This window comes from Hymenobacter qilianensis, from assembly GCF_014638675.1.
Taxonomy (GTDB): Bacteria; Bacteroidota; Bacteroidia; order Cytophagales; family Hymenobacteraceae; genus Hymenobacter; species Hymenobacter qilianensis.
Window position 1 is genome coordinate 374,356 of the sequence record NZ_BMFN01000001.1, and the last position, 13,059, is coordinate 387,414.

The window sequence follows — 13,059 nt, forward strand, 5'->3', positions numbered from 1 at the left end:
GGCGAGCAAAGCGTAAGTTATTGGTGAGAAAGAAGGCATTATTTCGAAAGCGAAACTGCGTAAGCGACTGAGAGAATAGAATTCTTTCCCTAGTATACAGGATTTGTTTTATATATATCGAATGTTCAATAGCATCACACAGAAAAAAGCCCCCCAGAATATTCTGGGGGGCTTTTTTCTGTGTGATGCCGCTTTTTTTATTGGTTCTTCAAGACTCTCAGTACGATAGGTTAAGACATTCCAGAAACAACTACCTACCAGACTACTTTCAGCGCATCTTCCATTTTGGTAAACGCGCCGAATTTTACCTTCGCCTTTTCATAGCGCAAGTCGCAACAGGGAACGACCCGCGCGGCTTCCTCCACGATACGAAAGGCGCTTTTAGCCGGCATCATCTCCGCGCCGATAAATTCGGCCGGATACGCAACACCACTTCCGTAAGCCGGAATAACATAAGTCCCTATCAGCTTCCAATCAGTGCCTGTCTTCGCTGCCCTAATTTTCATTTCTCCGGCCCGGGAGGTAGCAGGCAATACTACCTTGGTCGTCAGGAGGCCTTTGTTCCGGTCTAGCGTATCCAGTATGAAACCTCTTTGCAACAGATGCTGGCTTAACTGGCTCAAAACAGAGTCTGTCGGCATCGAAGAGGAAGCCCAAATAATGTTGCTGCCCTTAAAAGGCGCCGTGGGCAACTGCTGGGCCTGAGCCGAATGCAGCAGTCCAACAACCATACTTGCTCCTGATAATAAACCAGTTAGCTTCCGCTTGATCATCTGCTACCCAATGGCCTGACGCAAATCTTCGATCAGATCCTCGATATCCTCAATACCTACGCTGAGGCGAATGAGGGAATCAGAAAGCCCGGCTTTGCGGCGCTCCTCAGCCGGAATGCTGGCGTGGGTCATGGTGGCGGGGTGGCCGCAGAGGCTCTCTACGCCGCCCAGGCTCTCGGCCAGAGCAAACAGCTCCAGCTTCTCGAGCACGGCTATAGCGTCTTCCTTGCGGTCGCCCTGAAGCACGAAGCTGATCATGCCACCAAAGTCGTTCATTTGCTTGGCCGCAATATCGTGGTTCGGATGATCGGTGAAGCCAGGCCAGTACACCTTCTCCACTTTCGGGTGCGCCTTCAGGAACTCCGCGACGGCGCGGCCGTTTTCGCAGTGGCGCTGCATGCGGATATGCAATGTTTTGATGCCGCGCAACAACAGGAAGCAATCCTGAGGGCCGGGCGTGCCGCCGCAGGCATTTTGCAGGAAGCGCAGACGCTCATGCAGCTCGTCGTCTTTCACGATGATGGCACCCATTACCACGTCGGAGTGGCCGCCCATATACTTGGTGAGCGAGTGCATTACCATATCGGCGCCCAAATCGAGCGGCGTTTGCAGATAAGGCGTAGCGAACGTGTTATCCACTACCAGCAGGGCGCCGGCTTCTTTGGCTACGGCGGCGGCGGCGGCAATATCAATCACGTTCAGCAGCGGATTGGTAGGCGTTTCCACCCAAATCAGCTTTGTGCGCTCGGTTACTTTCTCACGCACGGCAGCCATATCATGCATGGGCACGAAATGGAATTTGATGCCCAGGGGGGCAAATACTTTGGTGAAAATACGGTAGCTGCCGCCATACAGGTCATTGGTCGAAATTACCTCGTCGCCGGGCTGAAGCAGCTTCACAATGGCGTCGGTTGCAGCCATGCCGGAGGCGAATGCCAAGCCGTGCTGCCCGTTTTCGAGGGCTGCCAGCGAATCCTGGAGCTGAGTGCGGGTAGGATTATGGGTGCGTGAATACTCATAGCCGCGGTGGTCGCCGGGCGAGCGCTGCACGTATGTAGAAGTCTGATAGATAGGCGTCATGATGGCCCCGGTCTCTGGATCGGGATGTACGCCGGCGTGGATAGTCTTGGTGCCGAATTTCATAGAAGAAGCGAATCGAAAAGGTAGAGGTTAGGAGGTGGGGCAAGAGAGGCCAAAGGTAGAATGTCGCGCGCGATTATTTTTTGGTAGACACCAGCTCCCGGAATGGCTTCTACTGCCAACGGCTTCCTCGGCGCGTAGCCTTTGCTGAGCAGTTTACGTTCTACCTTCGGGCCGGCTACGCACAGTCGGCCCGATTTTTTGCTGCTTATGTCTGTACTCAAAGAGCTTTTCCAAAAAAACGCGTCTACGCTAGTCTCCATGTTTTTGCTGGTGGCCTTGCCGGTGCTGGGTAGCTCTTCGCTCACTTTCCTGCTTTATCGCAATCAGGAACTGCTGCTGCAGCTCACACCCGCCCAGACTGCTCTTTATTTCGTGGTCATAGCCTTCACAATGGCCTTTGCCTTCACGCCCACCACGTTTGTGGCGCTGGTAACGGGGTTTTATTTTAGCTGGGCTGGGCTGCCGGGTATGGTGGTCGCGTATGCGCTGGCCGCATTGGTAGGCTACCAGATAGCGACCTCTCTCGATCATGGCCGCATGCTCAGCTTCCTGCGCCACTTCCCGAAGGCCGACGCCGTGATGCGGGAGCTGAAAACTGAAAGCTGGCAACTCATCATTCTCACCCGCATCTCGCCGGTACTGCCCTTTGCCCTCATGACCTTCGTGCTGGCCGTGATGCGCATCGACCGGCGCAAGTTTCTGCTGGCCTCAGTGGTTGGAATGCTGCCGCGCAGCCTGTTTTTCTATTGGCTGGGCACCAAAGCGCAGGATGTTATTAGCCTCGTCAGCGACCCCGACACGGGTACGGCGGGCAAGCTGCTGGTAATTGGGCTGATCATCGTATCGGTTTTTGGGCTTTATTACCTCTTCAACCGTGCTTTGAAGCGAGCCCTGAACCGTGGCACCGAAAAAACCGTTGAAAAATAAAATCTGACTCTCAGCTATTTGCGCGTTTTCTGGCAAAATTTTAAGCTAAAAATGCCCCCCGGCTTGGACGTCTGAAATTTTAGCGACTATCTTTGCGCTCCCCAAGCGGGATAATGGTTGTGTAGCTCAACTGGATAGAGCACCTGACTACGAATCAGGAGGTTTAAGGTTCGACTCCTTACACGACCACGAAAAAGCCCCCCAGCACATGCTGGGGGGCTTTTTTTATGTTAATTTGACTCGGTAGTTAGACACAGTAAAGCCATGTGGCCCGATAGGTAACTACCAGAGTCCCGTACATTTTGCCGCCGAATACCAAAAACGCGGCGGGCTGAACTTATCTTTGCACCCGCAATGCCTACGCTTGGCAACCGCTCATCATTCGTGGGGCGGGCCCAACGATTTGGGGGCTTTGTTTGTTATTCAGGCGGCTTAGGGCCGTTTGTTTGTTTTTCGCTGATTCTTGATTGCATGCTGAATACTATTTCGACCGATATCTGTATTATCGGAGCTGGCCCGGTGGGGCTGTTTGCGGTGTTTGAGGCTGGGTTGTTGAAGTTGCGCTGCCACGTGGTGGATGCGCTGCCCGCCGTAGGAGGTCAATTGACCGAGATTTATCCCAAAAAGCCTATCTACGACATTCCCGGCTTTCCTGAGGTGCTGGCCGGCGACTTGGTGCGCAACCTGATGCGCCAGATTGAGCCTTTCCACCCCACTTTTACGCTGGGCGAGCGGGTAGAGCGCTTCGCGAAGCTCGACGACGGCTCGTTTCAGCTGTTCACTACTGATGGAACGGAGGTGCTGTGCAAGGCCGTAGCTATTGCCGGCGGCTTGGGCTCGTTTGAGCCCCGTAAACCGGCTATCGATGAGCTGGAGCGCTTTGAGCAGGGCCGCGGCGTGTACTACATGGTGCGCGACCCCGAAACCTTCCGCGATAAGCGCATCGTGATTGCCGGCGGCGGCGACTCAGCGCTCGACTGGACTATTTTCCTGGCTGATATTGCCAAAGAAGTAACGCTCGTGCACCGCGGCACCACCTTCCGCGGGGCGGCCGACTCAGCGGAGAAGGTGAAAAACCTGCACGAAGCCGGCCGCGCGCGCCTTGTGCTGTCGTCTAACGTGACGCATGTGCATGGCATCGATAATCTGGAGGCCGTTACCATCACCGCCAACGACGGTACTACCGAGAGCCTGCCCGTGGATGCATTTATTCCGCTGTTTGGCCTTACGCCAAAGCTTGGCCCTATTGGTGAATGGAACCTGGGCCTAGACAACGATGCGGTGCAGGTAGATACGCTGGACTACTCGACCTCCGTGCCGGGCGTGTACGCCATCGGTGATATCAACACGTATCCAGGCAAGCTGAAGCTGATTCTGTGCGGTTTTCATGAGGCCGCGCTAATGGCACAGGGCGCTTACAAGTACATGTTCCCGGACAAGAAATACGTGCTTAAGTATACGACCGTAAACGGGGTGCCTACTATGTAAACGGGGCTTGATTGCTATCCTTATCTGACGTACCGAAGGAAAGACCTACTCGCGTGAAAGCTAGCCGTTTGTGCGCTTGTTGTTCTGGTGTGAGCAGGTCTTTTCTTTGTAAGGATGACAACGATTTTTTGATAGGGCACCGATTTTAATTGATAAGTTTGGTACTCCGACTACTGATTACCACCAACCAAGGACTCCCAACTAAATGACTGACGCTACCGAAGTTCGAGTGTACGTGGAGGAGGCGCCCGGCCAGCGGCGCGAGATAGAGGCGCCTACCGATATGAGCCTCAGCCTGATGGAAGTACTCAAGGCCAGCGGCTACGATATTCAAGCAACCTGCGGCGGCATGGCCCTGTGTGCTACCTGCCACGTAGAAGTACTCGCCGGCCCCGCTCTTGATGAGCCTGGCGACGAAGAAATGTACATGCTCGAAACACTGCCCGTACTTAGCCCCGGTAGTCGCCTTTCCTGCCAGATCCGCATTACGCCCCGCCTCGATGGCTTGGTAGTGCGTTTGATGCCCATTATCTAAGCACTGCTTTGCTACATTCACAGAGCAATCATAAAAAAGCCCCCCAGAACTATTCTGGGGGGCTTTTTTATGGTCAGCTTACAGCAATGGCTAGCGACGGCGACGGGTTGACTTCCTAGTAGCTGGCTCCGGCTTGCGGTCGGCAGTGGAGAAGATAACGTGCGGCTCGGCGGCGGTGGGCTGGGGGGCTTTTTTGGTTTCCTCAGCGGCGTTGGCTTCGGCCGCTGCTACACCTTGAGCGGTAATGTCGGCGGACGCTTGTTTGGCTTCCTGCAAGGTCAGGGCAGCTTGTTTGCGACGCACGGGCATCAGCAGATCCCGCTCGACGCGCTCCCGGGCGGAAAGCTTTTCCTCACCGGGCAAAGCCGGCGTAACGGGTACTGTAAAGTGACCAGAAGACTTCGGAAGTTGGGTTGTTTTCTTGCCTTGGGCAAGCACCGGCGCACCGCACAAAAGCAGGCCGGCAAGCACATATATTTTACGCATCAGCATAGCTTTAAAAAGGGCTAAGAGGACGCAAAAGTACAGCCTAAATGGTGCCCAGACAAGACTGCATATGCTTTAACTCACTGGAAACAGCCTTTCAGTACTGTCGAGCCCGTTTTTGAGGCTAAAAAAACTTGGCTAACTAAGGAGCTTAGTTGCTCCCAATCTGAAGCCTTTGACCCGCCGAATGGCTCGTAAATTCGGAGGCGTAGAGGCACTGAATCTGGCTTAGGCCACCCGAAAAATCACCGCTTTGGGCCGCTCGCAAGCGGTACTCAAACACGTGGGTTCCCTTGGGTAATTCACCCATAAAAAAGTTGGTAGCCGCATCGCGCGGACTCTCGTAGTAGCCCAGCCCGCCCTGGTAGCGGTAGCCCGACACCTGGCTGATCAGCTCCAAGCCAGCGGCCCGTTGGTCCTTCAAATGCACGTACTCCAGGGTGCGGTCGGTGCGCAGCGTCAGGCGGACTACCAGTACCTCCCCTACCCGCAGCGGCTTGGCCGGCGTGAGCGGTTCCAACACGGGGCCGGCCGCCGTGCGCCGCTCCCGAAACAGCTGACGCTGAAGCTGCAAAGGCGTGGCGGCGGGCGTTATTTTATCCAGCTGCTCAAAGTATTGCCAATAAATTGCCCCCCAGGCTACGCCAGCGTCGGTCTTTTTGACGGTCACCTTCCCTTGAGCGGGCTTGATGCTGGCGGCGGGGAAAGTGATTTTGAAATAGCCGGTGCCGGCTTGCTGGGTGGTGGGCTGCACTGGCGCGCCGCCTACCGTCACTTGAATGGGCTGGGCGGGCTGTAGCCAGTCGGAGCCGCGCAGGAGCAGGGCGTAGCAGGCGTCGGCGGTGGCGCGGGTGCTTTCCCAGCTCTGGGTTTGCTTTTGCTTGAGCAGCCAGAGCTTCATCTCATCCACTGCTTTCTGGTCGTTCTGTACTTCGTCGTAGGCCTCGATGAGCGTGGCCTGGGTTTCGGTGGGCGCCTCTCGCCAGTAATAGCCGCCGCGCACGTCTTTCCAGTACATGCCTAGCTCCGGGGAGTGCAGGGCATTTTCGGTAAGGGCTTGCAGAATGCTGCGCACGGCGGTGGGGGCCGTTTTGCCGCGGTGCAGGGCCAGCGCCGTTTGGGCTTGCAGGTAGCGGGTTTGGGCAGGCCAATACGTGGCCGCTTGCTGCTGATAATACACATAGGCAGATTGCGCCGACTTCGCTACGGCCTGAGTGGGCCAGAAGCTGCGGGCGTACAGGGCCTGAATGTGCAGGTCGGCGAGGTGGTTTTGCTTCAGGTCAACTTTGGGCTGCTTGCGCAGGGCATCGTAGTCGCGCTGTAGTTGCTCATCGAGGTAGCGCAGGGCATTGCGCAGAATTTGCCCCCCATCCTCGTTTTTGCTGGCATCGAAAGCGCCCAGCTTGGCTAATTTGCCAAATCCGGCCACGATGAGCTGGGTGATGTAGCGGTCGTCGGGCATCTTCTCAAACCACGGGAAGGCGCCGTTGGGCTTTTGCATCTGGGCTAGCTTGGCGAGGGCGCGGGTGGTTTCCGCTTGCAGACGGGGCTCGTCGAACAGCTCCGTGAGGCGGCGCATACGCTCCGTTTCCGACTTGGCATCGCGCACCCAGGGCGTTTCCTGGAGCAGCAGGTTCTTCAGCTCTTGGTTTTGCTCCAGCTTGCTGGTCAGTGCCGTTTTGTCGCCGGCCTGGGCGGCGCGCTTCCATTCGTTCAGGGTCGTTTTGAGGCGCGGATTGCTTTGCAGGATTTTGGCCGCCAGCAGGTTAGCATACAGCCGACTAAAGATTTGCTCCGAGCACTCGTACGGGTACTCCATCAGATACGGCAAGGCCTGCACGGCGTACCAGGCCGGATTCTGGGTCATTTCCAGCGTCAGCGAGTAGTTGCGGCGCGTGGGTGAGGTGGTGCTGGTCAGCTTTTTCAGCTCAAACTCCCGCGTAGCCGGCCCCACAATTGGCAGCGGCAGGCTTTCCGTCACGAGCAGTCGGTTGGGTAGCACGGGCAGCGTATTTTCCTCCCCATCGGAGTACACAGCGGCCTGGGGCGCTTTTTTGGCTTTGCGCTTAGCCTGTTTCGGGGCAGTGGTTTGGGCCACCACGCGGTAGGTGATGGCCTCCAAGGGCACTTGACCTTCAGCGGTTTCCGGGATGGCGAGGTTCCAGGCGAGGGCGCTGCTTTGGTTGGCTTTCAAGTCAAACGGGAGGTTTGCGGCGCTTTTGAGAATGGTGCCTTCCAAAGGCTGCTGGGTGCGGGCATCAAGCAAAAACAGCTGGGCCGTGCCCTGCATGGGCTGATCGGTGAGGTTGCTGAGCTTGGCGGTGAGGCGCAGCTGGTCGCCTTCGCGGAAGAAGCGCGGGGCGTTGGGCGTTACTTGAAGCTGCTTTTGCGTCACCAGTTCCCGGCGCAGCAGGTCGCTGTGCAGCTGCTGGTCGTGGGCCAGAGCCAGGAGTTGCCAGCGCGTTACGGCCTCGGGCATCTGGAATTCCAGCACGGTTTCGCCTTGGGCATTGGTGCGGAGTTCGGGCATCCAGAAGGCCGTTTCGCGGAAGTCTTTGCGGGCTTGAACTCCAGATAGATTGGCTGGTTTATCCCTTAGCTCATCCATATCTGGAAGGTCGTCTGACATTCCAGGCGCAGGTGGAGCACTTGGTGGAGGTGGCGGTGGCGGTACGCGCATCTTTGCCATGTTAGAACTGCTGCGCTGGGCGACCACAACTTCATCAGCAGCCATACCGGCTAAATCGGTGTTTCCCTTTACACTTTCAACCATCATATAAACTTTGTCCCCATCTTCTCCATCGAAGCCCCACATATTGATATGTGGATAAGCAATGTCACGCACATTTGGACCAGCCACGGTCTGATTCATCAACTCATTTGACTCCTGCGTGTCAAACCGGCCCTGCCAAGCCAATGCGGCCGGATGATAGGGCTTCGGAAACTCCAGCTCCCGAAACGAATGTGGGCGAAACGCGTCCAGCGACTGGTCGTACAGCGTGGCGAGCAGCTCCGCGTCGGCTGGCTTTCCGTCGGTTTGCCGAATGGTGACGCGCCAGGTTTCGCGCTGGCCGGGTTGGAGCTTGTCGCGGAAGGTGGCGATGCTGAGCACCAGTGGCGCGGGTGGCGTGGCTACCTGCACCGGCGCCGTGTGGGTATAGAGGCGGTTGTCGCGCACTTGGGTGGTGTGCACGTACAGCTGGGTTTCGCCGAGGCTGGCGGGCACCGGAATCTCAATGAGGCGCTGTTCGCCGGCCGCCAGCGTGAGCCATTCGCGGCGCAGGCTCTCACCCTTGGCTTCCGCTTCCAGCAGCACGCGCGCACCCGCCTCTGAGCTACCTACCAAAAAACGAGCTGGTTGGCCGGGCGCCACACTATCCTGAAGCGCGACAAACCAATCGGGCGCCGGCACGGGCAGCGTTTTGGCTGAGGGCGCATACAGGGTAAACCGCCGCTCCGTTTTGGCTGGCTGAGCGGTAGCATCCGTCGAAGCGGTAGCTTCCAGCAGGTAGCGGCCGGGCGCCTGCTGGGCTAAAGGAGTAGCTAGCAGCGGCAAGAGCGTCGATTTTTCGGTGTCAAAATCCTGGGTGAGCACCAGCGTGCGGGCCCACGTGCTGTCGTTGTCTTCCCGGGCGTAAGCATCGAGCGGGAACAGGCGCTTGAATTCTTCCGGGCTTAAAGCTTCGCGCTCGGGTCGCTCCCACGTGCGGGGGCGCAAGGCGCGAGCGGGCGGCGTGAGGCGGTAGAGGCGCAGCGTGCCGCGGGCAGGCTGGGCTTCGCCCGTGGCGTTGGTGCTGAATAGCCGCACGGGCGGCATTTTTTCGCGGTTCAGCAGCTCGGGCAGTTCCAGGCGCAAGGTGAGGGCTTCCTTCCCGATGCTCACTTGCTGCTGGCCGGTGCGGGTTTCGCCGGCCGCATCGGTCACGTCGGCGGTTACCTCGAACACGTAGCCGGGCTCCCAGGGGCCGCGCTTCTGCTGGCTGGCGTCCTCCCCTTTCGCGATGAACTTCACCAAAAAGCCCCCCACGGAGTCGGTTTGGGCGGTGCCGCTCAGGATTTCCATTTCGGGCCGACTGCCGCCAATGCCCCGCCCAAACATAGGCCATAGAGTGCGGCGCGTAACGCGGTAGCTCACGGCGGCGCCGTCTATGGGCTGGCCGGCATAGGCTGTGGCTTTGCCGCGCATGGTTACTTCCTGCCCCAGCACCGACGTGCCCTTCACCGGCTCAAACGTGACCTGAAACGTGGGCCGCTTGTAATCTTCCACGGCAAAGCTGACGCTGCCATAGTCGGTTCGCAGACTCATCTCGCCATTTAGCAAGCCCGTAGGCAGCACGATGGAGCCGTGAAACGAGCCGAACGCGGACGTGGTGAAGGGGAGCGTTTGTACGGTTTGCCCATTCACATCCTGGAGCCGCACCGACACCGCCTGCTTGGTTAGCAAACGGGCTTTGCCAGCCAGGCTTTCGGTCAGAATACCTTTGAAATACAGCGTTTGGCCGGGCCGATAGATGGCGCGGTCGGTGTACAGAAACGTCTGCCGCTGAGGCTGCTCCGGCTCGGCGTTGCGACTGCGTCGGGGGAAGTAGTAGCCACTTTCCGCTACCAGCAGTGAGTCGCGGCCTTTGGTAAGTAAAATGCCCCCCAGCTGGCTGTTTTCGCCCGTTTTGCTTCCAAGCTCTATTCGCGTCAGACCTTCGGCCGAGGTAGTAAGCGCAGCTCCCCGGCGACGCTTGTACTCGCGGCTCGGTTGGTCGTAGTATTGAAAGAACGGCACTACCTGCACGCCAGCCAATGCTTGCCCATTTTGGCGGTGCATTACCAGCACATCTGGTCCTTCCTGCGTGCTAGCGTTCCGCCGAAGTTGGCTTAACTCACTCACACTCAGCTCCGCGAATACTGTCGTGACTCCGGCGCGCTTTTGGGTAGGATTGTCGGCCGCCGTGCTTAGTACGATAAGATAGCGCCCCAGCGGCAGCGCTGGCCCGGCATATTGTATAGAGTGACTTTCGTAGTCAGTGGGACCAGACGGGGTGAGCGTCCAGGCCGCTACCGGCGCGGCGCTTAAGGCATGAGCATAGATTTTCTGCCATTCCTGATTCTGATCCATTTCCGGCCGCTCCTGCCGACGGCTAGCGAAAGCAATGCTCACCCGATACGCTTTTGCATAAAGCGTAAGCGCGTTGCGCGCGTTCAGCTTCAGCAGCCACGGCTGATTCGGCAGAATCACCTCTTCCGCGGTGAAGGCTACTTCTACAGCCTCAATCTTTCGCCGGAGCGCTAAGGCTTTTTGCCCCCCAAGAGACTTTGGAAACCGCTTCTCAGCTTCCAGAGCTATTTCCCGGGCTTTCGCTGGCTGATCTTCTTCCAAGCTCTCGGCCTGCACGGCCAAAAACCTGGTGGATATAGGCAGGGCCTTGAACAGCTCCGCGCCGCGGGCCAAGGCGGCTTGGTATAGCTCGTCTTTATCGGCTAGTTCCGCGTGCTCATGCACGAAGCGCAGCCGTTCCAGCTCCACATCGGCCAGGGCGGCTGGGTTATTGGCTTGCAGACGAAAAGCGGTGAGCTGCTGCAGGAGCTGGAGGGCATGAAACTGCCCGTTCAGTGTATCGGCGGCCGGGGCAGTTAGCTTTAGGCGAGCAAACTCGGCGGCGGGGCCAAACAGCGCTTTATCCTGCAGCTCGAACTGCTGGGCCGGCGTTGTAACATAGAACTCATCGTTTTCCAGATCCGAAACGGCTCGGTGAGTCAGCAAATCGTAGAGCGTGGGGCGCAGCGCCTGGCCTTCGGCATCGCCCACGCGCACGGCGTAGCCCAGTTCTTTCAGCGTGAGCTGTTGCAGGCGCTGCGGCTCTTCGGCTACGGAAGCGCGGTAGTGGCGCACCACGGCGCTGCCCAGGCGAGCGGCATCCCAGGTACGAATATCGGCTGAGTCGGGGGTGGCCTGGGTGGTGCGGTCGTAGAGTTGGTAGCGGTGCTCGTCGTAGTACCGGGCGTACAGCTGAGCCAGCAGACTATGCAGAATGGGCCGGGCCGGAAATTTGGCCGTTTTCAGGTCGGCTTCCACCAGCGCAATGGCCTTTTCCTGAGCGTCTTCCTCCTTTTCTTCCAGCAGGCGCAGCTTATACAGCACGGCCCGCAGATACTCCGGCGTATCCTGGCGCTGGCGGGCCTGGCGGTAAATCTCATCCACGAGCTTAGCCGCCGAGGCCGTCTGGTCTTTGGCTAACAACGCGTCAATCTGCCGCCACTTTTTCGGGTCGGGCGCCGAGGGAGAAGTAGGGCTAATCATGACCAATAACAGCAGGCAAAACAGACCAAGGAAACGCATATAGAGCGAAGTAAAAGAAAGCGGCGAGGCAAGTTGACAAAAACCAGATGCACAAGCCGCCTCAATTCCATAAAGCAAGCCCAGAATTTTATTAAAAATGCGTCTGTGAGCTGCTTCATCACGAAAATAGCTCGGCCCGGTTGTGCGATGTAGAGACGCAACATTTTGCGTCTCGTCGTTGCTGATGTTGTTTAGGCAGCACGACTTTGCCTGTTCAACGACAAGACGCAAAATATTGCGTCTCTACATCGTTCGACCCGCTAAAAAAGCCCCCCTTAATAATCAGCAACAAGTAGGTCTACGCGGAAGCTATAGCTATAATTTTCTTTCCTCGACGGGCAGTACTTATCTGTTATTTTCCTTGCCTTCTCGCTGCTCTTCGCCTACCTTTCTTGGGCCGTTCGCTACCCGGCTTGCGCTCTTGAAAAATCCGCCTATTTACGTTGAATCCCTGATTCGCTGCCCCATGGAGGCGCTCTGGGATCACACTCAGCAACCCGATTTGCACCAGCAATGGGATTTGCGCTTTACCGAGATTCGCTACCTGCCCCGGCCGGTTGCTTCCGAGCCCCAACAATTCCTGTATGCGACGCGCATTGGCTTCGGACTAGGCGTTGCAGGTCGGGGCGAAAGCGTGGGCACCAAGGAGAAAAATGGGGAGCGTACGTCGGTGCTTAAGTTTTGGTCTGATGAGTGGCTTTCGCTGATTCACACCGGGGCGGGCTACTGGAAATACATTCCGACGACTGACGGATTGCGCTTTCTCACTGGCTACGATTACCAAACCCGCTTTGGTGCTCCCGGCCGCCTGCTCGACCGCTTCGTGTTTCGGCCGCTCATGGGCTGGGCTACGGCCTGGAGCTTTGATTGCCTGCGGCTTTGGCTGGAAAAAGGAATCAAGCCGAGCGCTTCTATCCGGCTGGCGCTCACGCAGCTACTGGTGCGGCTGGTGCTGGGCTTCTGCTGGATTTACCAGGGAGTGGTGCCCAAGCTGCTTTACCCCGACACCGGCGAGTTGAGCATTCTGCAAGGCGCGGGCTTCACGCCCGAGGCCGCCCGCTACACGGCAAGTGCGGTAGGTGTAGGCGAAATTCTGTTTGGCTTATTGTTTTGGCTGCTGCCTACTCACTTGCTGCGGCCTGTGTATTGGCTGAATATGGTAGGACTGCTGGTGCTAGGCATGGGGGCCATTTTTAGCCAGCCGGCCATTTTCGTGGCGCCTTTTAACCCCGTTACGCTCAACGCTTCAATGCTGGTGCTGGCTGCTATCGGGCTGCTTAGCCTCGATGACTTGCCGAGCGCCCGCAATTGCCTGCGCCAGCCACCACTGCCTTCTTAAGCTATAGATCTGAACGCTAATCGCTCCTCCTGTTACT

General features: G+C 57.6%; 8 protein-coding genes and 1 tRNA gene. 5 read left to right on the top strand and 4 right to left on the bottom strand.

The features are described 5' to 3' along the window. Positions 1–254: 254 nt before the first annotated feature. Both IEW06_RS01505 and IEW06_RS01510 read right to left on the bottom strand, forming a co-directional pair. On the bottom strand, positions 255–731 hold the full coding sequence (locus IEW06_RS01505; protein ID WP_188547276.1) for a hypothetical protein: 477 nt from the start codon (positions 729–731) through the stop codon (positions 255–257). A 45-nt stretch (positions 732–776) separates the two neighbouring features. Further along, positions 777–1,916, bottom strand: a complete 1,140-nt coding sequence (locus IEW06_RS01510; RefSeq protein ID WP_187731085.1) for a cystathionine gamma-synthase — start codon at positions 1,914–1,916, stop codon at positions 777–779. 207 nt (positions 1,917–2,123) lie between these two features. Here IEW06_RS01510 and IEW06_RS01515 point away from each other — a divergent pair, with 207 nt between their 5' ends. The 4 genes from IEW06_RS01515 to IEW06_RS01530 all read left to right on the top strand — a co-directional run bounded on the left by IEW06_RS01515 (position 2,124) and on the right by IEW06_RS01530 (position 4,866). After that, positions 2,124–2,843 (top strand): TVP38/TMEM64 family protein, encoded by a 720-nt coding sequence (locus IEW06_RS01515; protein ID WP_223284373.1) that lies wholly within the window; start codon positions 2,124–2,126, stop codon positions 2,841–2,843. A gap of 115 nt (positions 2,844–2,958) precedes the next feature. Further along, positions 2,959–3,032 (top strand) — tRNA-Arg (locus IEW06_RS01520). Positions 3,033–3,314: 282 nt separating this feature from the next. Then, a complete protein-coding gene (locus IEW06_RS01525) occupies positions 3,315–4,331 on the top strand; it encodes an NAD(P)/FAD-dependent oxidoreductase (RefSeq protein ID WP_187731084.1) in 1,017 nt (338 codons plus the stop codon). Positions 4,332–4,536: 205 nt separating this feature from the next. Next, positions 4,537–4,866 (top strand): 2Fe-2S iron-sulfur cluster-binding protein, encoded by a 330-nt coding sequence (locus IEW06_RS01530; protein ID WP_084446342.1) that lies wholly within the window; start codon positions 4,537–4,539, stop codon positions 4,864–4,866. 90 nt (positions 4,867–4,956) lie between these two features. Here the strand turns inward: IEW06_RS01530 and IEW06_RS01535 are convergent, their stop codons facing one another. Both IEW06_RS01535 and IEW06_RS01540 read right to left on the bottom strand, forming a co-directional pair. Beyond that, complete coding sequence (locus IEW06_RS01535; protein WP_188547277.1) at positions 4,957–5,352, bottom strand: hypothetical protein; 396 nt, start codon at positions 5,350–5,352, stop codon at positions 4,957–4,959. A 151-nt stretch (positions 5,353–5,503) separates the two neighbouring features. Continuing rightward, the gene (locus IEW06_RS01540; protein WP_188547279.1) at positions 5,504–11,683 is read right to left on the bottom strand and encodes an alpha-2-macroglobulin family protein; all 6,180 of its coding nucleotides are present in this window, start codon (positions 11,681–11,683) and stop codon (positions 5,504–5,506) included. Between the two features lie 421 nt (positions 11,684–12,104). Between IEW06_RS01540 and IEW06_RS01545 the strand changes: the two genes are divergently transcribed. Continuing rightward, positions 12,105–13,022 (top strand): DoxX-like family protein, encoded by a 918-nt coding sequence (locus IEW06_RS01545; protein WP_187731077.1) that lies wholly within the window; start codon positions 12,105–12,107, stop codon positions 13,020–13,022. Positions 13,023–13,059: the final 37 nt, after the last annotated feature.